The sequence below is a fragment of the Sphingomonas sp. genome (assembly GCF_026460985.1).
GTDB lineage: Bacteria > Pseudomonadota > Alphaproteobacteria > Sphingomonadales > Sphingomonadaceae > Sphingomonas.
On sequence record NZ_JAPKNM010000050.1, the window covers coordinates 1 to 24,751 of the forward strand.

Annotated in this window: 16 protein-coding genes and 1 tRNA gene; 5 read left to right on the plus strand and 12 right to left on the minus strand. The window is 67.9% G+C overall.

The annotated features are described in order from the left end of the window. Positions 1-138: 138 nt before the first annotated feature. Positions 139-999, plus strand: a complete 861-nt coding sequence (locus MT490_RS07625; protein WP_297385726.1) for a hypothetical protein — start codon at positions 139-141, stop codon at positions 997-999. A gap of 8 nt (positions 1,000-1,007) precedes the next feature. On the opposite strand, the gene MT490_RS07630 is transcribed toward MT490_RS07625, so the two are convergent. Further along, a complete protein-coding gene (locus MT490_RS07630; RefSeq protein ID WP_297385728.1) occupies positions 1,008-4,355 on the minus strand; it encodes a hypothetical protein in 3,348 nt (1,115 codons plus the stop codon). Positions 4,356-4,837: 482 nt separating this feature from the next. Here MT490_RS07630 and MT490_RS07635 point away from each other — a divergent pair, with 482 nt between their 5' ends. Next, positions 4,838-7,408 (plus strand): TonB-dependent receptor, encoded by a 2,571-nt coding sequence (locus MT490_RS07635; protein ID WP_297385730.1) that lies wholly within the window; start codon positions 4,838-4,840, stop codon positions 7,406-7,408. Between the two features lie 44 nt (positions 7,409-7,452). Beyond that, a complete protein-coding gene (locus MT490_RS07640; RefSeq protein ID WP_297385731.1) occupies positions 7,453-9,453 on the plus strand; it encodes a hypothetical protein in 2,001 nt (666 codons plus the stop codon). 3 nt (positions 9,454-9,456) lie between these two features. Here the strand turns inward: MT490_RS07640 and MT490_RS07645 are convergent, their stop codons facing one another. Beyond that, on the minus strand, positions 9,457-10,977 hold the full coding sequence (locus MT490_RS07645; RefSeq protein ID WP_297385733.1) for a tryptophan halogenase family protein: 1,521 nt from the start codon (positions 10,975-10,977) through the stop codon (positions 9,457-9,459). Positions 10,978-11,185: 208 nt separating this feature from the next. Between MT490_RS07645 and MT490_RS07650 the strand changes: the two genes are divergently transcribed. Then, positions 11,186-11,261: transfer RNA gene (locus tag MT490_RS07650), tRNA-Thr, on the plus strand. A 5-nt stretch (positions 11,262-11,266) separates the two neighbouring features. Here the strand turns inward: MT490_RS07650 and MT490_RS07655 are convergent. From MT490_RS07655 to MT490_RS07700, 10 genes are all read right to left on the minus strand, one after another. Beyond that, positions 11,267-12,229, minus strand: coding sequence for an alpha/beta hydrolase (locus MT490_RS07655; RefSeq protein ID WP_297385735.1), 963 nt, complete (start codon positions 12,227-12,229; stop codon positions 11,267-11,269). Continuing rightward, on the minus strand, positions 12,226-13,557 hold the full coding sequence (locus tag MT490_RS07660; RefSeq protein ID WP_297385737.1) for a methyl-accepting chemotaxis protein: 1,332 nt from the start codon (positions 13,555-13,557) through the stop codon (positions 12,226-12,228). The genes MT490_RS07655 and MT490_RS07660 overlap by 4 nt, the downstream gene beginning before the upstream one ends. 39 nt (positions 13,558-13,596) lie before the next feature. Continuing rightward, complete coding sequence (locus MT490_RS07665; RefSeq protein ID WP_297385738.1) at positions 13,597-14,604, minus strand: sugar kinase; 1,008 nt, start codon at positions 14,602-14,604, stop codon at positions 13,597-13,599. Further along, entirely contained in the window at positions 14,601-15,353 is a 753-nt protein-coding gene (gene kduD, locus MT490_RS07670) for a 2-dehydro-3-deoxy-D-gluconate 5-dehydrogenase KduD (RefSeq protein ID WP_297385740.1), read from the minus strand. Before kduD ends, MT490_RS07665 begins: the two co-directional genes overlap by 4 nt. Before the next feature lie 105 nt (positions 15,354-15,458). Further along, complete coding sequence (gene kduI, locus MT490_RS07675) at positions 15,459-16,298, minus strand: 5-dehydro-4-deoxy-D-glucuronate isomerase (RefSeq protein WP_297385742.1); 840 nt, start codon at positions 16,296-16,298, stop codon at positions 15,459-15,461. Between the two features lie 28 nt (positions 16,299-16,326). Then, complete coding sequence (gene uxaC, locus MT490_RS07680) at positions 16,327-17,775, minus strand: glucuronate isomerase (RefSeq protein WP_297385743.1); 1,449 nt, start codon at positions 17,773-17,775, stop codon at positions 16,327-16,329. Between the two features lie 23 nt (positions 17,776-17,798). After that, positions 17,799-19,094: an MFS transporter gene (locus MT490_RS07685; RefSeq protein ID WP_297385745.1), complete on the minus strand. Its 1,296-nt coding sequence runs from the start codon at positions 19,092-19,094 to the stop codon at positions 17,799-17,801. Positions 19,095-19,191: 97 nt separating this feature from the next. Next, on the minus strand, positions 19,192-20,475 hold the full coding sequence (locus MT490_RS07690) for a DUF885 family protein (protein WP_297385747.1): 1,284 nt from the start codon (positions 20,473-20,475) through the stop codon (positions 19,192-19,194). A 123-nt stretch (positions 20,476-20,598) separates the two neighbouring features. Then, positions 20,599-21,390, minus strand: coding sequence for a 2-keto-4-pentenoate hydratase (locus tag MT490_RS07695; RefSeq protein ID WP_297385749.1), 792 nt, complete (start codon positions 21,388-21,390; stop codon positions 20,599-20,601). Between the two features lie 181 nt (positions 21,391-21,571). Further along, positions 21,572-23,053 (minus strand): altronate dehydratase family protein, encoded by a 1,482-nt coding sequence (locus tag MT490_RS07700; RefSeq protein ID WP_297385751.1) that lies wholly within the window; start codon positions 23,051-23,053, stop codon positions 21,572-21,574. Between the two features lie 131 nt (positions 23,054-23,184). Between MT490_RS07700 and MT490_RS07705 the strand changes: the two genes are divergently transcribed. Next, entirely contained in the window at positions 23,185-24,738 is a 1,554-nt protein-coding gene (locus MT490_RS07705) for a carboxylesterase/lipase family protein (protein WP_297385752.1), read from the plus strand. Positions 24,739-24,751 lie beyond the last annotated feature (13 nt).

A 24,751-nucleotide genomic window follows, 5' to 3' on the forward strand; every position in this document is an offset into this window, starting at 1 on the left:
TTTGGATTATCCTCCCCCGCCAGGGGGAGGTGGCAGGCGAAGCCTGACGGAGGGGGAGGTCAGCGACCAACTCACCATCGTGCTTCCTCCCCCTCCGACGCCCTCCGGGCGCCACCTCCCCCTGGCAGGGGAGGATGAATGAGCTTCACCGATTTCATCGCGATCGACTGGTCGGGCCAGGCGGTCGAGAGGCCGAAGGGGCTGGCGGTCGCCCATGCGCGGGCCGGGCAGGCCGCACCCGCGCTGGTCGATCGGGCCTGGTCGCGCGAGGACATTCTCGAATGGCTCGGATCGCTAGCCGAAAGCGGCACCCGCGCGCTGATCGGCCTCGACCTCTCCCCTGCCTTCCCCTTCGAGGATGAAGGCGCCTATTTCCCCGGCTGGGACGCCTCGCCGCCCGACGGCCCCGCGCTGTGGAAGCTGGTCGACGATCTCAGCGCCGGCGATCCCCACCTCGCCGCGACCAGCTTCGTTGGCCATCCCGATGCCCGACGCCATTTCCGCCAGCATGGCGATTGCGGCGATCTGTTTCCGCCCGGTCGCGGGCGTTTCCGGATCTGCGAGCATGGGCAGGAGGCGATGCGGCTCTCGCCCTATAGCTGCTTCAACCTCGTCGGCGCGTCGCAGGTCGGCAAGTCGAGCCTCACCGGCATGCGCGTGCTCCATCGACTGCGCGGCACGATCGGCCTCTGGCCCTTCGATCCGTTGCCGGAGACCGGGCCGGTGCTCGTCGAAATCTATACCGCCCTGCCCGCCCGTCTCGCCGGCATGCGCAAGGGCATCTCCAAGATCCGCGACGGCGCGACGCTCGACGCGCTGCTTGCGGCGTTCGGATCCGCACCGCACCGCCCTTTGCCGCGGTATGACGACCATGCCACCGACGCGATCCTCTCGGCCGCATGGCTGCGCGTCGCCGCGACCCGGCCCGAATTATGGTCGCCAGCCGGCCTCACGCCCGGTCTTGCACGAACCGAGGGCTGGACCTTCGGCGTTCCCTGACCTCTTTCTCAACGCAGCAGCAGCCAGAGCAGGAGGAGCAGCAATATGGCAAACAGCAGGCATCCCCAGGGATAGGCCAGCCGCCTGATGATTTCTTCCAGCGAGCCGCCGTCGCCGGGCGAACCGTCGTCCGGAACGCCGTCGCCGTCCGCATCGTCGCCGACCCAGGGTAATTGCGGAATCGCTCCGTCCGGGGTGGCCGGCACGTCCCAGGGATTGCCGCCCAGCGCCTGTACCTTGTCCGACAACAGTCCCACATAATATTGCATCGTCGCGTACCAGCGGCTCTGGCGCGGCATGTGCCCCAGGCGCCAGTGCATCAGCGAAAACAGGCGCATGTGATCGAGCAGCATCGCCTTTCGCGTGGACACCGGAATGCCCAGCTGGAACGCGCCGATCGTTTCCCGCCACATCCGCGCGTCGGCTTGTGCCTTTGCGACCAGCACGGGATCGGGATGCTCGATCAGCAGGGCATGATCGCCCGCGTCGTCGAAGACCGAAAGGTCGGTCACCAGCGCGCGGTTGTCGCCCAGATCGAAGACGCCGCGCGCGACGGCCGGAGTCGCGCCCGCGCCTTCCACCCCGCCGAGCAATCGGGCCGCTTCCTCCAGCGAGATCTCGGCCACCTTGGGCACCGGCCATTGGACATTGCGGCCGCGATTGGTGATCTGGCGCACCGAAACATCGAAGCGCTGGCCCTTCTTGATCCCCAAAGGCAGGTCGACCGTCAGCACGCCGGTCTGCCGGTAGAGGCTGCGGGGCAGCGGAACATAGCGCATCCCGCCGGCCGGAATCTCGATCGTGCGCTCATCCACCGCCCGGATTTCGTGGCGCGGATAGAAGCGATCGGCCAGCTCGACCACGTCCTGCGCTTTCCAGCCGGGAATGTGGATGCGCGCGAAGCTGTTGTCGGGAATGGCGCGCGACCAATCGAGCAGCAGCTCGTCCGGCGGCATGCTGTCGGTAATGGGCTGCGGCGTCGCCTCCAGCTCGAAGGTGTGGAACGCCGCGCGCGAGGCGGTCATGCCGGGGTTGGCGACTTCATTGATCGCGATGTTGCGCTGCGACAGCTTGTCCGAGGTCCAGGGCGTCGCGCCATCGGGTATCGGCGTCCCGGCGAATTCGATCTGCGCGATCAGGCATTGATGCTCGCCGGTCAGCAAGGTGCGCAGCGGTTTGTTCCCGCCCCCGCCGCCGGGCGTCAACGGCAGATAGTCCACGTCGAGATTGGTATCCAGCAGGACGCCGAAGAACTCCTCGCTCTCGCTGGTATCGATGGTCCGGACGTTCTGGTCGTCGTCCTGCGCATTCGGGTCGGGGTCGCGATTCTCCGAGAAGCACGGGAAGGACAGCCATTGGCCGCCGGACTGCGCGGGCAGCGCGATCGGAGCAGCACCGCCGGTCTTCGGATACCCGTCGCCGATGCCGCCATTGAAGGTCAGCGCCGCAGTGGTCTGCGACGTGAAGAGGCGGAAGAAGACCCGCACGTTGTCGGCCGACAGCATCGTCCCGTTGCGCCGCACGCGCGCGATCGCGAAGTTGTAGACATTCTCGCCGCTCACCGTGGTGGTCGGCATCGAACTCAGCGCCGATGCCTGCTGGTTGCCGGTCATCGACTCGAACTGCGCGACGGTGATGTTGTTCTTCAGCGTATTGATGAAGGTGAACGCCTGCGCGCGGTTGGCGTCGGTGGGCAGCGTGACGCCGTGCAACGTATCGCCGGCGACCACCCGGAACACCTTGAGGTCGGAGCTCAGCCAGGTCTTATCGTTCCCGCCATCGAGGTCGAGCATGAACGGATTCGCGGATACGACCAGTTGGAAGAACGCCGTGTCCGTCAGCGGGTTGGGCGCGGCGGGGGAGCTGAGCGACGCGTTGACCGGAACCGTCTGCGTGCCGAACGCGCTGTTGGCGAAGTCCACGTCGTAGATGAAGGTGAAGCGCTGCAGCCGCTCCGGCATGCCCGGATCGTCGCTGAATACATCGACGGGCGTGATCGTGATGAACGCGGCTCCATCCGGAGTGACCACCGGCGCCCAGGCGGGATTGAAGGGCCCCTCCGTCACCGATCCGCCCGGAAAGTCGCTCGGCTTCAATCCATCCACGACGACCCGGACCGCGCCGGGGAAATGCGGATTCCCGGTGACCTCGTCCTGGCCGAAGGTGCTGCGCTCGAGATAGAGCGTGATGGCCGGCCGAGGCCTTGCCAGCCAGTTGGTGATGTTGACGAAGACGGCCTTGATCTCGTCGAACAGGCCCGAATTCGCGTTGAAGCCCACGCCTTTCGCGGCATCGGGGCCGGTGCGGTTCTGCGGCGTTCCCGGAACGATATCGGTGTCGCCGGTCAGGTTGATGTCGACATAATGGTGGAAGGTCGAGCCTGTCACGACCCTGCCGACCCCGACGGCCCGGCCGTCGTAGACGCTCAGTGTGGGAATCGATTCCGCATTGGCGAGGGCGCCGCCCTCGACCAGGCTGCCGGAAACGGCGTTGCGCGACGCGAAAGGCTGGGTCGAACCGCTGGCAATGATTTCCGGACGTTCCTGCGGACTGTCGATCGTCGGGAATTCGACGAAGGAATCGCCGTCGAACGTCAGCGTCTGGCCGTAATCATAGCTCGCGAGATCACCGCCTAGGCATTTGCCCTCGTGCATGTGGTCCGGATAGAATTCGATGTCGTTCCCGTTCCGGCGCAGGATCGGATGCGCGGGCGAGGTTGCCGGGACGATCGGCTGCGGGATCGAATCGGACTGGTTCTCGAACCAGACATGGTCGGTGGCGCCGTTGGGATTGCTGGCGGCGTCATATTGGCCCGCCGGATTGCGCCGCGTCGTATCCGCCCGGGTGGGTCCGCTTCTGGGATTGTTCCGCGGCAAATTGGCGGGAATATCGGGGAAGCTGTCCCCTTCGCCATACCATGCGCGCATTGCCCGGACCCTGGGGATGCGACCGCACATATCGGCGCCGATGCTGTCATGGTCGCCGGTCGCGAAGACGCCGCCGCCCGCGTCCATATAGCGGGCGATTTCCTTCAATTGCGGCTCGTCCAGCGCGTTGGCGCCGCTGGCGGATGAATTGGGAAGCTGCACGTTCCGGCCTTGCAGGCCGATCAGCCAGATCGCGTCGAACTCGAGCAAGCTGTGCCCCGCCGGCACGGCATCGAACCGGAACGAAGTCCAACCTGCCGTTGCGGTGCTGTCGAGCTGGCGATGCGCCTTGGTCACCGCCATTCCGGCACCTTCAAGCGCGCCGACCAGGGTCGAATAGGTGAAATCGACATCGGAATCGCTTGGCGGTATCGCCCCGCTTCCAAAGCGGTAGCCGCCGTCGAGAACTATCAATACCGTGGTTGCCATCGCGCACCTTCTTCATGGGCCAAGCCAAGCTTGGCGGGTTAAAGGCGTGCGACCCGGCGTTCATGCGGGCTTTAGAATCGTTTAGGTTTTCATGTAAAACCCGTCCACATTCTACCAGAAGCAATGATAATGCGCAATATCATCGTCAGACATCATGCAGTATTCCCTATACGCCCTGGGATGAACCCTGAAGTACCGTCTGTTCTATATCATTTGATCCGTATCAAAGGATCTATTCGGAATTGCCGATCTTCTCGGATATCCACCGCAGGACGAGTCCGGCTGGGCCAACGGCACCGTCAGGGTGGTCCTCAAGCGCTATCCCGAGCCGGCCACCGCGGACGTGCGCCCGACGCGGTGAGAAACACGCCAGGCTGCGCTCTAACGGGGATCGTGGCGCGCGCCCCACGGGTTGTCCCCGAAAAATAGCGGCTCGCGAACCCCGCATTGTGCCCGGTTCCCGAGCCGATCGGGAGAGAGACATGCCCACGGAGCGCTTCAGCTTGCGAGCGGGGCTGCTGCTGAGCGCAGCGGTCCTTCCGGCCGCACCCGCGCTGGCGCAGAACAGGCCGGGCGAAACGCCCCCTCCCGCCGACCAGGCCGAGGCCGCGACGCCGCAGGCCACGCCCGCGCCGGACGACGAGGCCGATGGCAATCAGGAGATCGTGGTCACCGGCCAGACCAGCCGCGATCGCCCGCTGATCACCGCTTCGGCCGACATCACCTATGCGACCCGCGCGGATATCGACCGCAAGGCGCCGCGCTCGACCGCCGACATGCTCGAGCTCGTGCCCGGCATCTTCGTCGAGGGCACGGCAGGCGAACTTTCGAACAACTATTCGGTCCGCGGGCTGCAGGGCGGCGGGCAGCGCTTCGTCCAGCTCGAAGAGGACGGAATGCCCGTGCTCTACCAGGGCGGCGGCGCCGACTTCTTCTTCTCGCAGGACCTGACCATCGATCGGCTCGAGGCCGTGAAAGGCGGATCGTCGGGCGTGCTGACGGTCAACGGCGCGGGGGCGACGATCAACTTCATCTCGAAGAAGCCCAATTTCGAGCGGGCGGAGGGGATGGCCCGTGCCACCGCCTATAATTACGGCCTGAAGCGCGGCGACCTCTATTATTCGGCGCCGATCGCCAACAACCTGGCGTTCAGCGTCGGCGGCTTTTTCCAGAGCAGCCCCGGCGTGCGCAGGAACCCGTTCGACTATGAGGGCTATCGCGTGAAGGCGATGCTCGAATATCGCTTCGACAGCGGCGGCTATCTGCGGCTCACCGGCAAGATCGGCGATCTCAAAACGGCTTATTATGCCGGCATGCCCTATGCCTATAACAACGGCAGGCCGGGTGGCGTCCCCGGGCTCGACAGGCAGTGGGACAATATCGGCGGCGATGCCTTCGAGCGTATCTCGGTGCCGGTCTCGACCTTCGTCGAGGCCGACGGGCTCCGCGACTTCCGGCTGAGCGAAGGCGTGCGCGCCAAGACCAAGCAGCTGCGGCTCGACTTCGAGAAGCCGGTGACCGACGGGCTCGAGCTGTTCCTGCGGGCCCGCTATCTGGATTACAGCTACGATTTCAACGGGCTGTTCCCCGGATCGGGCACGGGCAATGCCGGGCTGACCAGCGCGGTCGACTATCTCACCCCGGGCGCGAACTCCCCCATCAACAACCTGCTCACCCTCGGCGCCGCAGCCTTCCCCGCCACCGTGCGCTACGGCATCAAGAATTTGCGCACCGGCACCGTGGTCGGATCGAACCAGACCGACATACTCAACGGGTTGAACGGCAACGGCTTCCTCCAGCAAACCGTGCTCAACCACGATTATCTGAAAGGCACCGATTTCGGCGCGAATGCCGGATTCCGCTGGGAGTTCGAGAGCGGCGCGTTCAAGAACTCGCTGACCGCGGGCGTGCTCTACTACGACGTCCGCCGCAAGCAGAACCAGTCGGCGGTCGCGCCCGTGGTCAATGACGTCCGCAACAATAGTGACATCTACGACATCGTCGCGCTCGACGCGAACAACAACGTCATCGGCACGCTCAGCGACAACGGCCTCATCTCCTATGGCGACTGGGGCGTCGGCATCCGCGAGCGCGACGACAAGTCGATGTCGGTCTATATCAACGACGAGCTGAAGATCGGCGACAGCCTGCACATCGACGCCGGCATCCGCTGGGAGAGCGACGAGGCGCGGTTCCGCGACGGCCGCGCCGCCGCGGTCAACCAGCCGGTGCCATCCGGCACGGCGGGCGTCATCCCGACCGTCGGGCCGACCTGGGACGGCACCTTCAACGTCACCCGGCGGACCCAATCGGCGACGGCCTGGACGGTCGGCGCCAGCTATCTGATCACGCCCAATCTTGCGATCTATGGGCGCTATGCCAAGGGCTTCCAGACCAACAACACCGATCCGGTGACCGGAATCGAGCTCTACGAAGCGGGCGTCCGCTACCAGCTCGGCCGCTTCCTCAGCGCCTCGGCGACGGTGTTCCGCACCAACTTCGACGACCAGTTCTACAATTTCATCGACCCCTCCGACCCGACCCAGCAGACGAGCTTCCTCGCCGACCTGCGGACAACGGGCGTCGAGATCGACGCGGTGGTGCGGCCGGTCGACTGGTTCTCGGTCGACTTCACCGGCGTGTTCCAGGATCCGACGCTGAGCAATTTGCGGCTGAACGGCGTGCAGCAGCCGACCTATGACGGCAACCGGCCCGAGCGCACGCCCGCGCAGCTCTACACGATCACGCCGGCGATCAAGCTGCCCAACGGGCTGGGCGAGGTCTTTGCGCGGTACAAATATGTCGGCAAGATCTTCGCGGATTCGGGGAACGGCGTGGCGCTTCCCGGCTATGGCGTGACCGGGGCGGGCGTCACGCTCAATCTGACGAGGAACTTGCAGGTGAGCTTCGACGCCGACAATATCTTCAACGTGACCGGTCTCACCGAAGGCAATCCCCGCCAGGGCCAGACGCAGAATGCCGCTTCCGGCTTCTTCTACGCGCGCGGGATCGTCGGCCCGACCTATGGCGGCACGGTGACGCTGAAATTCTGATGGCGGCGAGGTTCGCGCGAAGCCTGGCGGCGGGGATGTGCCTGATGGCCGCGGCATCTGGACCGGCGCAGCAGGCGCCCGAGCTCGCCTATCAGCTGACCGAGGGGCAGAATCTCAACGCCTTCGTCCGCGACGGCAAGGTCGCCGCGCATCTGCTGCTGCGCTCGGGCAATGATCCGCGCATCCTCGTCGCGTTCCCGGCGGGGAATAGCGGAGTGGGCTTGTGGTTCGACCGGACCGCAGCGCCGGTGGCGTGGCGGCTCGAAGGCACACCGCAGCCGGTGACGCTGGCCGATGGCCGCGGGCGACCGCTCCACGGCATCCGTGCGGTGGCGACTGTCGCCGCGCCCCGGCTCGCCATCAAGCAGGCGGTGCTGTCGAACGTGCGCTTCCTGCGCGACTATCAGGCGATCGGCAGATTCCCCGCCGAGGTCGCCGCGCCGATGCGGGTGGAGGGCGACCGGATCATCTATGTCCGCGACCGGGTGGACGGCGCGCCGGGCTATCGGCTCGAGCTGCGCGTGCTCGACGGACGAGCGGATAAGGGGGAGATCACCGCCGGCACGGGCGGCCACATCCGCCTGGAGATCGTCGCGGCGAGCGGGGACACGCCGCTGACCGGGCTGACGCTGCCCGAATTGCTCAACGACCGCGCCGCGGACGATCCGGCGGCGCGCAACGCCCTGCATTTCCTCAGCTATCGCGAGAAGTTCCTCGCCGGCTCCTGGCGGTTCAATACCTATTTCGGGCGCGACACGCTGATGTCGGTGCGCCTCCTGATGCCCGCGCTCCAGCCCGCGGCGATCGAGGCCGGGCTCGGCGCGGTGCTCGCGCGGCTCGATGAAGCCGGCGAAGTGGCGCACGAGGAGGGGCTGTCCGAATTCGCGATCCTCGATCGGCGCCAGCATGGCGGCAGCGGCGATGCGCCGACGCTCGACTATGCGATGATCGACGACGATTTCATGCTCGCCCCGGTCGCGGCGCATTACCTGCTCGATCAGGCCCCGCCGGACGTGGCGCGCGCCTTTCTCGGCCGCGACATTCCGAGCGAGACCAAACCGGGCAGCTCCGAACGCGCCGGCGCCGCGCTGGTGCGCAACCTGCGCTTCGTGCTCGAACAGGCACGACCTTTCGCCGAGGCGCCGGCCGTCGCGCGGCTCGTCTCGCTCAAGCCCGGGCGGACCGCGGGCCAGTGGCGCGACAGCGGCGACGGCATCGGCGGCGGGCGCTATCCCTATGACGTCAACGCGGTGTTCGTCCCCGCGGCGCTGGACGCAACCGCCCGCCTTTTCAGGGCCGGGCTGCTCGATCCCTATCTGACCGCCGGCGACCGGGCGGCGTTCGGCCGGGCCGGCGCGATGGCCGAGCTGTGGCGGAGCCGCGTGCCCGGGCTGTTCCGCGTCTCGGTTCCGGCCGCCAAGGCTGCGCCGATGATCCGCACTTATGCGACGGGGTTCGGCGTCCCTGCCCAGCCTGCCCTCGCCGCCTTGGGCAAGGGACCCCTCACCTTCCATGCGATCGCGCTCGACGCGGCGGGCGCGCCGGTGCCGATCCTCAACTCCGACGAGGGTTTCGCCTTGCTCTTCGGCGATCCCCCGCCCGCCGATCTCGACATCTTCGTCGGGGCGATCATGCGGCCCTTCCCCGCCGGGCTGATGACCGATATCGGTTTGCTGGTCGCCAACCCTGTGCTGGCGGAGCCGGCGATGCAGGCGCGCTTTACGCCTTCGGCCTATCACGGCACCGTGGTCTGGTCGTGGCAGCAGGCGCTGCTTGCCGCGGGGCTCGAGCGGCAGCTGGCGCGTCGCGACCTGCCGGCGGCGACGCGCGGCCGGCTCGGCCAGGTGCAGGCGCGGCTCTGGCGCGCCATCTCGGCGTCGCGCGAACTGCAGAGCTCCGAGCTCTGGTCCTGGGCCTATCAAGGCGGGAGCTATCGGCTGGTGCCGTTCGGCGCGGGCCGGCAGGACGTCGACGAATCCAACGCCGCGCAGCTGTGGAGCACCGTCTATCTCGCGGTGCGCCCGCCAGTCACCGGGCGGCGGTGATCGTCAGACCGGCTTGCCCTGGATCTCCGCCAGCGCGGCATCGTGCAGCGGCAGCGTCGCGGCGGCGCGCGCGACCAGATCGGCGATCTGCTCCAATTGGGCCCGGTTGGTGGCGGAATCGAGCGTATCGGCAAGGGGATTGTAGCCCTCGGCAAGCACACCCTGGCCGTTGAGCACAGCGAGCCAGCTCGCCTCGCGGAACAGCTCGTCGCTGCCCACAATCACCCGGCCCGAACGGCGATAATGCGCCTCGCGCTCCACGAGCGTCTCGGGCAGCGCCATGTGACGACATTGCTCCCAGAGGGGGTCCTGTCGGTCCTGGGCGTGGTAGTGGAGGATCAGGAAGTCCTTGATATTGTCCATGTCGGCGGCGAACAGCGCATCGAAGCGGCGTGCGAGCGCGGGATCGCAGTCGCGGTCCGGAAACAGCGCGAGCAGCTTGGCGATGCCGCTCTGGATCAGGTGGATGCTGGTCGATTCGAGCGGCTCGAGAAAGCCCGACGAGAGCCCGATCGCCACGACGTTGCCGATCCAGGTGCGCCGCCGCCGTCCGGCCGTGAAGCGGAGGAAGCGCGGCTCCGCCAAGGCCTCGCCGTCGAGATTGGCAAGCAGCGACGCGGCCGCCGCGTCGTCGCTGACGAACCGGCTGGCATAGACATAGCCATTGCCGGTGCGGTGCTGGAGCGGGATGCGCCACTGCCAGCCCGCGGGCCGGGCAGTGGCGCGGGTGTGCGGCGTCGTCGCCGCCACGCGCGCGCAAGGCACCGCGACGGCGCGATCGCAGGGCAGCCAGTGCGACCAGTCGTCATAGCCGGCCTGCATCGCTCCCTCGATCAGCAGCGCGCGGAAGCCCGAGCAGTCGATGAACAATTCGCCTTCCAGCCGGTCCCCGCACGCCGTGAAGAGCGCAGTGACGAAGCCGGTCTCGGGATGCCGCTCGACACGCTCGAGCTTGCCTTCGACCCGCGTCACCCCGCTCGCCTCGGCGAGCCCGCGCAGGTGGCGGGCATAGAGGCTGGCGTCGAAATGATAGGCATAGCCGAGGGTCGAGAGGATCGACCGGGCATCGTTCGCCGGCTTGGCGAAACGGCCCTCTCGCGCCAGCCGCGTGGCGAGCGAGAAAGCGGCGAGGGGCAGATCCAGCCCTTCGGCCCGGGCCTTGAGCCAGCGATGGTGGAAGGCGACGCCGGGAAGCGGGATGCCGTATTGGCCGAAGGGATGGAAGTAACGATGCCCAGGCCGCGCCCAGTCGACGAACTCTATGCCGAGCTTGAACGTCGCCCCGGTGGCGCGGAGGAAGGCGGCCTCATCCAGCCCGATCAGCTCGTTGAACCAGTGGATGGTCGGGATCGTCGCCTCGCCCACTCCAACGGTCCCGATCTCGTCCGATTCCAGCAGCGCGATCGAAAGCCGCGGGCCGAAGGTCCGCGCGAGCGCCGTCGCGGTCATCCAGCCGGCGGTGCCGCCGCCCAGGATGACCACTCGGCCGATCCGTCCCGTTCCAGCCTCGACGGTGTGCGTCACGTGATACCCTCTGCCAGCGAGGCCCGCTTATGCGGTGCCAGCATAGCCCGACGGGGCCGGGTTGGCGCCTGCAAAAACCGACGGCCGGCGCAGGCGAATCCATATCGGCTTTTGGCCCTGAAGTTGTCCCAAAAACGAGGGTTGACCAATCCTCACGAAGACATCAAAGGTCGAAAACCCGCAGATTTCTGCGGGTTTCAGGTGGTGCGCCGGGTTAGCTCAGCTGGTAGAGCAGCGGTTTTGTAAACCGAAGGTCGCGGGTTCGATCCCTGCACTCGGCACCATCCCCCTAAAGCCAGCCGTGGCGCGCGGCGAACGTCTTGAACAGCTCGAACCAGACATGCGGCTTGCCGTCCGCGCCGATCAGCGGGATCCCGTGCCCGCCCTTCTCGGCGATCATCAGCTCGGAGGGAATACCGGCCGCCTGCAGCGCCGTGAACATCGCCAGGCTGTTCGTCGCCTTGACGGTCCTGTCGTCGGCGGCGTGGCAGACGAAGGTCGGCGGCATCGATGCGGGCACGTTGCGCTCGAGCGACCAGGCCTGGGCGAGCGCGTCCGACGGATTGGCGCCGAGCAGCTCCCGGCGCGACTGGCCATGCGCGATCGGCGGCAGCATCGAGACCACCGGGAAGAACATCCCGAGCGCGACCGGACGGATCGGCTGGCCGTCGGCGGCGTCGAGGGGATCATAGGCCGCATTGTCGACATGCTCGCCGAGCTGTCCCGCCAGATGTCCCCCCGCCGAAAAGCCGATCGCGGCGACGCGGGCGGGGTCGATCCGCCATCTGGCGGCGCCGGCGCGGATCAGGCGCATCGCGCGCTGCGCGTCCTGCAGCGGCGCGGCGGGCCCGGCCTTCCATCCGTCGTGGGGCAAGCGATAGAGCAATTCGAATGCGGTGATCCCCTGCGCGGCGAACATCCGCGCGATCTTCGAGGGCGCGCGCCCGACCGCGACGCGCGTATAGCCGCCGCCGGGAATGAGCAGCACCGCGGCGCCGTTGGGGCTTGCCGCGCGGGCCACGGTCATCGCAGGGGTTCCGACATGCGGCCAGGCGATGTCGTCGGGCGGCCCCGAGGGCGAGCGTTGGACGGTTTCGTCGCGGACCGCTAGCCCCTCGCCGCCGGGCGGGACACCGGGCCAGAGGTGGACGCGCTCGGCAGCCGGCGCCGCCCGCGTCTCGGGAATCCCGGCGAGACCGAGCGCCAGCCCCGTCGCGAGGATCGCGCGGCGGTCCATGGCGATCGAACTCACCGCGCCACCTCGGTCATGAGCTGCCCAACCGTCTCCTCGATGCGATGCAGCGCCTTGCCCGCCTCGGCCGCCCTGTACCCGGCGTCCTGCGCCGCGGCGGACAGTTCGGAGATGCGTCCGCTGATCTGCGAGATCAGCACCGCGATCTCGCGCGAGGACATGGCGGTTTCGTCGATCGAGGCGAGGATCGCCCCGACCGTCGACACCTGCGCCTCCATCTCGGACGAGAGGCCGCGCACGCGTTCCATCAGCTCGGTCACGATCGCCAGGATCGCCTGGTTGGTCTGCGCCATGATCTCGCTGGCGCTCTGGGCCTCGCGGATGGTGGCGGTAACGCCGCCGGTGGCGTCGGCCGCCTGATCCGCGAGGCTGCGGACCTCCTGCGCGACCACCGCGAAGCCGTGCCCGCGCTCGCCCGCCCGCGCCGCCTCGATGCTTGCATTGAGCGCGAGCAGCTTGGTCTGCTGGGCGATGCCGGCGATCAGCGTCAGCACCGATTCGATCTGCGTCGTATGCGATGCGAGGCTCGCGGCGTTCTCGGCACCCTGCACCGCGATCGCATCGGCGCGACCGGCGACTTCGGACGCGGCCTGCGCCTCCTCGCGCGCGCGATCGAAGGCGGAGATCAGCACCGCGGCGCTCTCGGCCGACTGGCTCATCGCAGTCGCCGACTGATCCGCGGCGGTGGCGACTTCGGCGGCGGGCTTGCTGAGCGACTGCATCTCCGCCGCTGTGCGTTCGGTGAACTCCGCGACGTCGCGGCTGGCACGCGCGCTGCTCGTTATCGCTTCGCCCAGCTGCGTGCGGACCGCCGCCGTCTCCTCGCGCATCGCGGCCTGCGCGCGCACGCGGGCGATCGCGCGCAGCCGGCTCGCGATGATCTCGAACTCGATCCCGGCGAGCTTCTGGGTCGAACGGGTGAGTCGCTCCAGTTGGGCGGGATCCTGCGTCAGCTCGAAGAACAGCGCATGGATCCGCATCTGCGCGACGAGCATCGATGCCGCCACCACCGAGAAATCGAGATCGTGCTGCGCGATGCGATCGGCCTCGGCGACGACGGTATCCAGCCATAGCTGGTTGATCGGCCGCGCCAGCTTGGCGCGCGCATATTCGACACGTGACGCGACGAGATCGTCCGATACGGACCCGCCCGCACGCCGCTCGAGCAAGTCGCGCGCGATGCCCGCGATGCGCGGCTCGATGAACGTCCAGGCCTCGCGCAGCTCCGCCTCGAAGCCGTCGTCGATCGCGTAGCTATGCCGCAACGCCGCGGCATCGGGCCGCGGCAGCGCCGCTTCATCGGCGGCTGCGATCCTCTCCTTCAACATGCACCCTCCCCGGGAAGTCCTCGCATTTTCTCGTTATCGTCATCGCCGCACGTCCAGTCCGCCGCCCTCGAAGGCGGCGATATCCGCGCGCGTGAACAGGCTCGCATCGCCCGGCAGCGAATGCTTGAGCGCGGTCAGCGCCAGCCCCGCCTTCGCCGCGGCGCGCGCATCGCCATGGCTTTCGATCAGGCCGTGCAGCACGCCCGCCGCAAAGGCGTCGCCCGCGCCGATCCGATCGACGACGCCGGCGATCAGCACTTCGTCGGTCTGGTGTGCGCCGCCGCGCGTATCGACTCGCGCCGAGATGCGGTGGCTGTCGGCATCGTCGACATGCCGCGCGGTCGAGGCGATCGTCTGGAGCTTGGGGAAATGCGCGAAGGCCGCTTCCGCCGCCTCGCGCCGCCGGTCCGAGCCTTCGCCCGAAAAGGGCTTGCCGAGCAGCAGCGACACGTCGCGGTGATTGCCGAACAGCACGTCGGCATGCGCGACCAACCGGTTGAGCACCGCGCGCGGATCGCTGTCCCAGGCTTCCCACAGCTTCGCACGATAATTGCCGTCGAAGGAGACCGGGATGCCCTTGGCCGAGGCCGCCTCGGCTGCGCCGATCGCGGCCTCCGCCGTGTTGTGGCCGAGCGCCGGAGTGATGCCCGACAGGTGGAGCCGGGTGGCGCCTTCGAGCAGACGGTCCCAGTCCCAGCTGGCGGCCGGGCGGGTGGCGAACACCGAATGCGCCCGGTCATAGACGACTTCGGAAGCCCTGAGGCCCGCGCCGGGGGTCAGGAAGTACAGGCCGAGACGCCCCTCCTCGCTCGCCACGGTCGAGGTATCGACGCCGCGCCGGCGCAATTCGCCGAGTACCGCGCCGCCCAACGGATTGTCGGCGACCGCGCTGATCATGCGCGTGGCATGGCCGAGGCAGGCAAGGCCGATGGCGACGTTCGCCTCGGCGCCGCCGACATTCACTTCGAGCTTCGGGGTCTGCAGCAGCAGCTCGCGCCCGGGCGGCGAGAGCCGCAGCATCACCTCGCCGAAGAATGCGATGGTCATCGCGCGAGCCACCCGCCGTCGACCGCCAGGACATGGCCCTGAACGTAATCCGAAGCCGAGGACGCAAGGAATACCGCGGCGCCGCCGAGATCGCCGGGATCGCCCCAGCGGCCTGCCGGGATGCGCTCGACGATCTGGCGATTGCGGGTCTCGTCGGCCTGGAGGGCGGTGGTGTTGTTGGTGGCGATATAGCCGGGCGCGATCGCGTTGACGTTGATCCCCTTGGCCGCCCATTCGCAGGCGAGCAGCTTGGTGAGGCCAGCCACGCCCGACTTGGAGGCGGTGTAGCTGGGCACGCGGATTCCGCCCTGGAAGCTCAGCATCGAGGCGATGTTGATGATCTTGCCGCGACCCTGCGCGGCCATGTGGCGGCCGGCGGCCTGGCAGAGGAAGAACACCGATTTGAGGTTGGTGTCGATCACCGCGTCCCAGTCTTCCTCGGTGAAGTCGAGGCTGTCGTTGCGGCGGATGATCCCGGCATTGTTGACGAGGATGTCGAGCCCGCCGAGCTTTTCCACAGCTTCGTCCACAATTCTGCCCACAGGCTCGATGGTGGAGAGGTCGGCGGAGATGATCTCGGCCTTCACTCCGAGCGCACGGGCCTTCTCCACCGTCTCGGTCGCGGCCGAGCGGCCGACCGCGGCGATGCTGGCGCCCGCGCCGGCCAGCGCCAGCGCGATGCCCTGGCCGATACCGGTATTCGCACCGGTGACGATGGCGACACGGCCAGTAAGGTCGAAGGGGTTCATCTCTACTCCGTCATTCCCGCGAAAGCGGGAACCCAGCTCCCGCCGTCGCGCCAAGATCATCGCGTGGGAGCTGGGCCCCCGCTTTCGCGGGGGTGACGCCCAAAGTTACGCCAGCTGGCAGATGTCCAGCACGTTCATGTCGGTATAGTCCTGGTTCTCGCCGGCCATCGCCCAGATGAAGGCATAGGCCTTGGTGCCGCTCCCCATGTGGATCGACCAGGGCGGCGAGATCACCGCTTCCTCGTTGGCCATGACGATGTGCCGCATCGCCTCGCCTTCACCCATGTAATGGAAGACGCGGTCGTTGGGGCCGTCGAGCTCGAAGTAGAAATAGATCTCGCTGCGGCGCTCGTGGATGTGCGGGGGCATGGTGTTCCACACCGAGCCGGGCTTGAGCACGGTCAGGCCCATCACCAGCTGCGCGCTGTCGCACACGCCCGGGATGACGAGCTGGAAGATCGTCCGCTCGTTCGATTCCTCGAGGCTGCCGCGCTCGAGCGCATTGGCGTCGGCGATCGACAGTTTCCGCGTCTGGAAGCCCTTATGCGCCGGGCACGAGGCGAGGTAGAAGCGCGCACCGTTGCCGGAGAACTGCACGTCCTTGGCGCCCATGGTGACGTAGAGGCAGTCCTTGTTGCCCAGCGTGAAGGTCTCGCCATCGACGGTGACAGTGCCTTCGACCGAGCCCACATTGACCACCGCTAGCTCGCGGCGCTCGAGGAAGGGATGGCCCGCCGCCGACGCCGGTTCGGTCTGGTCGGGCAGCTTCACCGCGCTCGCGCCCACCGCGACGCCGCCGATCACGAAGCGGTCGGCATGGGTGTAGTTGAGCACGCACTCGCCCTCGCGGAACAGCCCGTCGATCAGATAGCGATCGCGCAGCTCCTCGTTCGAGACGCATTCCATCATGTCGGGATGCGTGGCGTAGTAGGTACGGTCGAACATGGGATACTCCGTTGGTTCTGTGTCTGGTTCAGGCCGCGGCGGCGACGGGCGCCGGCGCGGGTTGGTCGAGCTTGTAGGCTTTCCGCACGAGGCCGTTGGTGAGCTCGTGCGCGAGCTCCGCGGCCTCCCAGTCGAGCAGCCGCCCCTCGGCCACCAGCTGGGCGAGAAAGCCGCAATCCACACGGCGCGCGACGTCGTGGCGCGCAGGGATCGAGAGGAAGGCGCGGGTGTCGTCGTTGAAGCCGACGGTGTTGTAGAAGCCCGCGGTCTCGGTCACCTGCTCGCGGAAGCGGCGCATGCCCTCGGGGCTGTCGTGGAACCACCAGCTCGGGCCCAGCTTGAGGCATGGATAATGCCCAGCCAAAGGCGCGAGCTCGCGCGCATAGGTCGTCTCGTCGAGCGTGAAGAGGATGATCGAGAGCTCGGTCGAGGTGCCGAAGCGATCGAGCAGCGGCTTCAATGCATGGACGTAATCGGTGCGCATCGGGATGTCCGCACCCTTGTCGCGGCCATGGCTCTCGAACAGCCCGCCATTGTGGTTGCGGAAGGAGCCCGGATGGATCTGCATCACCATCCCGTCCTCGACCGACATCGCCGCCATCTCGGTGAGCATCTGCGCGCGGAACAGCTCGGCGTCCTGCGGGGTCCAGTTCTTCGACAGGATCGTGCGGAACAGCCGCTCGGCCTCGTCATAGGAAAGGTTGGCGGTCTGCGCGGTCGGATGGCCGTGATCGGTCGCGGTCGCCCCGGCGGCGCGGAAGTCGGCGCGGCGCTTGCGGTGCGCGGCGAGATAGCCGTCCCACGAATAGACGTCCTCGCCGGTCAGATCGGCGAAGGTACGCATCGCGCCGGCGAACTGCTCATGCTCGACATCGATCACCGCGTCGGGGCGATAGGTGGTGACCACCCTTCCCTTCCATCCCGATTTATGGATCGCGTGATGCGGCGAGAGATCGTCCTGCGGCCCCTCGGTGGTCGCGAGGAACGCGATCCCGAAGCGGTCGAACAGCGCGCGGGGCTTGAACGCGTCGCTCGCCAATTTCTCGTTGATGCGGTCGTAATAGAGATCGGCGGTCGAGTCATCGAGCGCGACGTCGAAGCCGAACACCTCGGCGAAGACATGGCCGAGCCACACGGAGGACGGCGTGCCGCGGAACAGGTGGACATTCTCGGCGAAGGTCCGCCACGCCGCGCGCGGATCGGTCGCCGGCATGCCGGCCTTGCTGGGCACGCAGAGATCGTCGAGCGCGACGCCCTGCGAATAGAGCATGCGGTAGATATAATGGTCGGGCGAGAGCAGCAGCTCGGTCGCGTTCGACCAGTTTTCGTCGGTCGCGAACCATTTCGGGTCGGTATGCCCGTGCGGGCTGATGATCGGCAGCCCGGCCACCTCGGCATAGAGCGACCGCGCGATGCTCCGCGTCCGCTCGTCGGCGGGGAACAACCGGTCGGGGTCAAGCTTGAGGGGCCGGGCCATCGATCTTCTCCGTTACGCTGCTGTCAGGCCCGCGAGGCCATATCGACTCGTTCGAGTCGGGGCGAGAGCAGATGGATGCAGAGCAAGGCGGTGAAATAGGCGCCTGCCGCGACCGCGAAGAGCGGCCAATAGGTCCCCAGCCGCTCGAGCACCTCGCCGGCGTAGAACGACATCAGCATGCCGCCGACCGCGCCCGCGGTGCCGCCGATGCCGATCACCGACCCCACCGCCGCGCGCGGGAAGATGTCCGCGGGCACGGCGTAGAGGTTCGCCGAGAAGGCCTGGTGCGCCGCAGTCGCTACGCCGATGACCAGCACCGCCACCCAGACGCTCGAGATCGATTCCGCGGCCACCACCGGCAGGACAAGGCAGGCGCAGAGGAACATGGTGAGCTTGCGTGCACGGTTCGCGGTCCATCCCGCTTTCATCAGCCGCGACGACAGCCAACCGCCCGCGACGCTGCCGAAGTCCGAGATCAGGTAGATCGCCGCGAGCGGGAGGCCGAAGGTCATCAGGTTGAGATCGTAGCGCTCGAACAGATAGCCGGGCAGCCAGAACAGGAAGAACCACCAGATCGGATCGATGAAGAACTTGCCGAGCGCGAAGGCCCAGGTCTCGCGGCGGGTGAACACCGCGCCATAGCCGAGCGGCACGGTGGGGTCGGCGGGATCCTGCTCGATCCAGGCGAGCTCGGCCTGGCCGACCTTGGGGTGCTGGCGCGGGCTGCGGTACATCATCCACCAGGCGACCAGCCAGACGAAGCTCACCACGCCGGTGATCACGAAGGCCGAGCGCCAGCCCCAGGCGATCACCATCAGCGGCACGATCAGCGGCGTGAGGATCGCGCCGATGTTCGAACCCGCGTTGAACACGCCGATCGCGAAGGCACGCTCCTTGGCCGGGAACCATTCGGTCACCGCCTTGATGCCCGCGGGGAAATTGCCCGATTCGCCGATGCCGAGCCCGAAACGCGCCATGGCGAACTGGGTCATGGTCGATGCGGCGCCATGCGCGATATGCGCGACCTGCCAGATCACGAAGGCGATCGCATAGCCGACGCGCGCGCCCGCGCTGTCGACGATCTTGCCGAAGGCGATGTAGCCGATCGCATAGGCGAACTGGAACCAGATGATGACGCCGGCGAAGTCCTTCTCGGTCCAGCCCAGGTCCTGCATCAGCGTCGGCTTGAGCACGCCGATCATCTGGCGATCGACATAGTTGATCACCGTCGCCGCAAACAGCAGCGCGACGATCATCCAGCGATAGCGCCCGGCGCGTTCCGCCGCGCCGGATAAAGTCGCTTCTCGCGTATCGCTCATTCAGCCTCTCCTGTTCGCCGCCTGGTTCCCGGCCCGCAGCTTGGTTGGTCGTTGGTTAGCCTGTCCCCTCCACAGAGGAAAGCCATGGTTTCGCATGTCATACCTCGCTCCCAATATTCGGGAGCAGGGACAGCGGCTTGCGGCCGCCGGCGAGGATCTGCTGGTTGATCCGCCGGAGCGCAACGCCTCGTCGGCCGCGCGCGCGATCGGCCAGCCCGAGCCAGACCAGGGCCTCGGCGGCGCGGACCGCGGGATCGCCGACGATGCGATCGAGATCCATGTCGAACGGCGCGAAATAGGCCGGAACGCCCTGGAGGCGGTCGAGCGCCGCGCGGGCCCTGGCGACGCTCCAGCGGCGGTGGTGGATACCGGTATCGACCAGCCCGCGGACGACGCGGAACAGCAGCCAGTGAATGTGGCCGAGCTCATCGAGCGGCTTGCCGCGCCAGGCGCCATGATCGGCCATCAGTTGCTCGGCATGGATCGCCCAGCCTTCGCTGAAGGCCGGCAGATAGGCGATGCGAAGCGGATGCGGGTTCGCCGCCGCCTCGATCGGAAGCTGGACCATATGGCCCGGCAGCAGCTCGTGATGGACGACGCTGCCGAGACTCCAGCGCGGGCGGCGGCGGATATGCTTCAGGTCGACGAAATAGGCGCCGGACTGGCCGGGCGAAGGCAGCTGCCGATAGCCCTGCTTCCCCGCCGCCTCGTCGGCGCGGCTTATGCGGCGGACGCTGACGTCGAGGCTGGCGCGGGGCACCAGGCCGATCAGCGCGGGCAGCGCCCAGCGCGCCGCGTCGAGGCACCGGTTCATGTCCGCGACCGCGGCGTCGCGTCCGGCATCGTCGTCGGCATAATGCCAGCGCGGATCGGCGAACATCGCAGTGAAGCGCGCGCCGACATCGCCCTTGGCGAACCCCGCCGCGCGCATCAGCCGGTCGGCACGCGCGCCGAGCCGGGCGGCTTCGCGTTCGAACCGGCGGTGCGCGGCCTCGGGATCGACGCGTTCGCCGACATGGCGTTCGAGCAGGAGTGCATAGGCCGCGGCGCCATTGGCTTGCTGCCAGATGCCCTCGGATGACCGCGGCAGGCGATAGGGCCCGTCCGCCTTACCGCCGGGAACCAGGCGCGCAAGTTGCGAATCTATCGCAAGAGCGCTGCGAATGGTTCGCAAATCGATGGCTGCCGAAGGTGACAGGGAGGCTAGGCCCACGCCTTCGAGCCCGGCCAGTCGCGTTTCATAGTCGGGAAGCGTGGCGAGCCCGTCGAGCGCCTCGCGCAGGCTTGCGTCGCCGCCGGACTGGCCCAAGGCGGGAAGCGCCGGCAACACCGTCGCGGCGGCCAGCCCGCCGAGCAGTTCGCGGCGGCGCAGCGCGATCATCGGCGCGCCTGCGCCGGCAGCGCAAACGTTCCGATCGTCATGCGAAACCGGGGGTGCGCAGCGACCTTCCATGCCGCCGCACTCGCCTCTCCCATGCGCTCTCCACTTCGCTCGCCCGCCTTCTTACGAGGCGCTGATCCTGCACGCCACTTCCATGCCCTCACCGAACCGGCATTCGACCAGATCGCCCGGCCTGACCGGATGGACACCGGTGACAGCGCCGCTCGACACCCATTGCCCCGCCTCGAGCGCGATCCCGCGCGCGGCCATCAGCTCAAGCAGGAAGCGCACTGCGCCGACGGGGCCGTCGAGCATCGTCTCGGCCGTCGCCGCGCCGATGCGCTCGCCGTTGATGTCCAACTCGACCGGCCATGCCTTGATGTCGGCCGAGCGCCAGTCCTTGATCTCGGCGCCGATCACCAGACCGTTATTGTTGCCGAAATCGGAGATGGTCACCGTCGGGCCGAGCGCGTTGATCCCCGGAAAGGGCGAGCTGGCGATCTCGATCCCGATATGGACCGCGTCGACCAGGTCGGCGGCCTCTTCCTCGGTGAAGCGGAGCTTGCCGGCGGGCGGCGCGGCACGCAGCCGCAGGAGGAACTCGGCCTCGGCGGCGCCGAAGCCTTCGCCGAAGATCGGCATCTCGAGCCCGTCACGCGCCGCGACGATGCGATCGGTGAAGATCGGACCCGCCAACCGGTCGACCCCGTCGCGCGGCGGATTGATGCGGCCGACCTTCCAGCCGCCGATCGCCCGGCCATCGAACGCGATGGCATGGTCCTGCACGACATAGGCGTCGTCGAGCGCTGGCGGCAACGCGCCTGGATATTCGGGAAGCGCACGCCCCTCGCGACGCGCCGCGACGAACGTCTCGGCAATCCGGCGCGCTTCCTCGGCAAATTGAACGGATCCCACCAGGCCCCTTCCTCTCGATCAGTTTCGCCGAGGATTAGGGGAAACCGGTGTCATTGGCAACGGGGGATGCGCGCCGGATGTGGATTTTGTCGCCACGTCGTCGTCCCGGCGAACGCCGGGACCTCAGGCCGCGGGCGAACCGCTCATCGCACGCGATCCCGGCTTCCGCCGGGATGACGGATCAGAGCGTAACCCCGCGCTTCCAGAACGCGATCTCGCGCTCGCCATTGCGCTCGGCCGCCGTCTCCGCGCCCGAAGCGATCGCGACGATGCGGTCGATCAACGCTTCTTCCGCGGCCTCGAAACCCTCGGTCAGCACCTGCCCCGCGTCGAAATCGATCCAGCCGGGTTTCCGGTTGGCGAGATCGCTGTTCGAGGCGATCTTGACCGTCGGCACCGGGAAGCCGAGCGGCGTGCCGCGCCCGGTGGTGAACAGGATCACGGTCGCCCCCGCCGCTGCGAGCGCGGTGGAGGAGACGGCGTCGTTGCCGGGCGCTTCGAGCAAAGTCAGCCCGGTGCGCTCGATACGCTCGCCATAGCGCTTGACATCGGTGAGCGTGGCGTGACCGGCCTTCTGGACGGCGCCGAGCGACTTCTCCTCCAGCGTCGTGATGCCGCCCGCGACATTGCCGGGCGACGGATTCTCCGAAACCGGCTCGCCATGGCTGAGGAAATAGGTCTTGAAGTCGTTGACCACACCGACGACGCCTTCGAACACCGCACGGCTCTCGGCGCGGTCCATCAGCATCTGCTCGGCGCCGAAAATCTCGGGAATCTCGGTGACGATCGCGCTGCCGCCCGCGGCGGTGACGACGTCGCTCATCCGCCCGACCAGGGGATTTGCGGTGAGGCCCGAGAAACCGTCCGAGCCGCCGCACTTCACGCCGAGCACCAGCCGGTCGAGCCCCACGGGCTCGCGCTTCGTCCTTGCGGCCTCGGCGGCGAGTTCGGCGACCGCGGCAAGGCCGTCCTCGAACTCGTCGGCCGAATTCTGCGCGATCACGGTACGGATACGCGCCCGATAGCTTTCGGGCACTTCCTCGAGCAGGCGCGCGAGTTGGTTCGATTCGCAGCCCAGCCCGATCAGCAGCACGCCGCCGGCATTGGGATGCGCGGCGAGCGCGGCGAGCATGCGGCGCGTGGCGCCGAGATCGTCGCCGAGCTGCGAGCAGCCATAGGGATGCGCGAAGGCGTGGACGCCGTCGACCTGATCCGCATGGCGGCGCCCGGCCTCGGCGGCGATCCGCTCGGCGGTGCGGCCGACGCAGCCGACGGTGGGCAGGATCCAGATTTCGTTGCGCGTACCCACGCGGCCGTCCGGCCGGACATAGCCGAGGAAGGTGCGCGCGCCGGGCGCGACGGCGCGCGGCTCGGGGTGCGGGTCGTAGCGATAGTCGAGCGTGCCCGAGAGACCGGTCGCAAGGTTATGGCTGTGGACATGGTCGCCGGCCACGATCGGTGCGGTGGCGCAACCGATTGGGAAACCGAACTTTCTGACTTCGGCACCCGCCTCGATATCGGCGAGGGCGATCTTGTGACCTTTGGGGATGTCGGCACGGGCGACGATCGCGGTTCCGCCGATGTCGACCGTCTCGCCCGCAGCAACGGCCTCGAGCAGGGTCGCGACATGGTCGTTCGAATGGATCTTGAGGGCAGTCGTCATGCGCGTTCCGGGGCGCCCGTGCGCCGCTGGCTATGTGGGTCGAAACGGCTCGCGACGCAATGCCGTTGCAAACCCATCTGACACCGGTTACCGGCTTAGGCAAGCATAGCAATGCGTTAGGGGAGTGAGCGATGATCGACCGCCGCGCGCTGCTGGGGGGCGCCGCCGCCTCCGCGACGCTGATCGCCGGGCGTGCCTGGGGCCAGTCGGCCGCGCCGGTCCGCACCGCCGCGGGCGCCTTCCAGGGCGTGATCGAGGGCGGCGTGCGCGTCTTTCGCGGCATCCGCTACGGCCGCGCCGAGCGCTTCCGCGCGCCGGTCCCCGTCCCCGCCCCTGCCGAAGTGCAGCCGGTGGACGGCTTCGGGCCGACCGCACCGCAATCGGGCAACCGCTACGGCGCGCAGTCCGAGGACTGCCTGTTCCTCAACATCTGGACCGCCGAGGCGAACCCGCGCGCGCTGAAGCCAGTGATGCTCTACATCCATGGCGGCGCCTATTCGGGCGGCAGCGTCACCGATCCGCTCAACGACGGACGGGCGCTAGCGGCGCGGGGCGACGTGGTGGCGGTGACGGTCAACCACCGGCTCAACGCCTTCGGCTATCTCTACCTCGCGCGGCTCGACCCGCGCTTCCCCGACAGCGGCAATCTAGGCCAGCTCGACCTGATCCTCGCGCTCCAATGGGTGCGCGACAACATCGTAGCGTTCGGCGGCGACCCGAGGCGCGTGATGGTGTTCGGCCAGTCGGGCGGCGGCGCCAAGATCGCGACGATGATGGGCATGCCCGCCGCCAAGGGCCTGTTCCACCGCGCCGCGACGATGAGCGGGCAGCAGGTCACCGCCTCGGGCCCGCTCAACGCCACGGCGCGGACCCGGGCGTATCTCGGCAAGCTCGGCGTCAAGGAGAACGACCTCGGCGCGCTGCTGGCGATGCCGCGGGAGAAATTGATCGAGGGCCTCGCCGCGACCGATCCGGTGCTCGGCGGCGGAGTCTATTTCGGGCCGGTGCTCGACATGAAATGGCTCACCCGCCACCCCTTCTGGCCCGACGCCAACCCGCAGTCGCTCGGCATTCCGATGATCCTCGGCAACACGCATGACGAGACGCGCGCCTTCATCGCGCCGGATTCGGCCAAGATGCGCGACCTCGGCTGGGGCAATATCGCCGAGCGGATCGCGCCCGAATTGCGCATCGACATCCTGCCCGAATGGGTCGTCTCCGAATATCGCACTCGCTATCCGGGCTGGACTCCCGAGCAGGTCTTCTACGACGCGACCACCTGCGGGCGGAGCTGGCGCGGCCAGGTGATCGAGGCCGAGGAGCGCGCAAAGGCCGGCGCACCCGGCTTTGTCTACCAGCTCGATTTCGGCTCGCGCACCGATCCGCGGCGCGGCGCCTTCCATACGATGGACATCCCGCTGGTATTCGGGACGCTCGCTGCCGAGGGTTCGCAGACCGGGACCGGTGCGGACGCCCATGCGGCTTCGAAGGCGATGCAGGACAGCTTCGTCGCCTTCGCGCGCGCCGGCGACCCCAACCATGCCGGCCTGCCGCGCTGGCCGCGCTACGGCCTCGACAAGCGCGCGACGATGGTCTTCGATGCGCGCAGCCATGTCGAGAACGACCCGCGCAAATGGCAGCGCGAGCTGTTCGCGCGCGTACCCTATATCCAGCCCGGCACCTGACCGCCGGGCGGCT

Bases quoted from the DNA above. Each gene is read 5' to 3' on its own strand.
- MT490_RS07630 (WP_297385728.1), bottom strand. From the start codon at position 4,355: ATGGCAACCACGGTATTGATAGTTCTCGACGGCGGCTACCGCTTTGGA.
- MT490_RS07660 (WP_297385737.1), bottom strand. From the start codon at position 13,557: ATGTTGAAGGAGAGGATCGCAGCCGCCGATGAAGCGGCGCTGCCGCGG.
- MT490_RS07640 (WP_297385731.1), top strand. From the start codon at position 7,453: ATGGCCGCGGCATCTGGACCGGCGCAGCAGGCGCCCGAGCTCGCCTAT.
- MT490_RS07625 (WP_297385726.1), top strand. From the start codon at position 139: ATGAGCTTCACCGATTTCATCGCGATCGACTGGTCGGGCCAGGCGGTC.
- MT490_RS07665 (WP_297385738.1), bottom strand. From the start codon at position 14,604: ATGACCATCGCATTCTTCGGCGAGGTGATGCTGCGGCTCTCGCCGCCC.
- MT490_RS07635 (WP_297385730.1), top strand. From the start codon at position 4,838: ATGCCCACGGAGCGCTTCAGCTTGCGAGCGGGGCTGCTGCTGAGCGCA.
- MT490_RS07705 (WP_297385752.1), top strand. From the start codon at position 23,185: ATGATCGACCGCCGCGCGCTGCTGGGGGGCGCCGCCGCCTCCGCGACG.
- uxaC (WP_297385743.1), bottom strand. From the start codon at position 17,775: ATGGCCCGGCCCCTCAAGCTTGACCCCGACCGGTTGTTCCCCGCCGAC.
- MT490_RS07690 (WP_297385747.1), bottom strand. From the start codon at position 20,475: ATGATCGCGCTGCGCCGCCGCGAACTGCTCGGCGGGCTGGCCGCCGCG.
- MT490_RS07700 (WP_297385751.1), bottom strand. From the start codon at position 23,053: ATGACGACTGCCCTCAAGATCCATTCGAACGACCATGTCGCGACCCTG.
- kduI (WP_297385742.1), bottom strand. From the start codon at position 16,298: ATGTTCGACCGTACCTACTACGCCACGCATCCCGACATGATGGAATGC.
- kduD (WP_297385740.1), bottom strand. From the start codon at position 15,353: ATGAACCCCTTCGACCTTACTGGCCGTGTCGCCATCGTCACCGGTGCG.
- MT490_RS07685 (WP_297385745.1), bottom strand. From the start codon at position 19,094: ATGAGCGATACGCGAGAAGCGACTTTATCCGGCGCGGCGGAACGCGCC.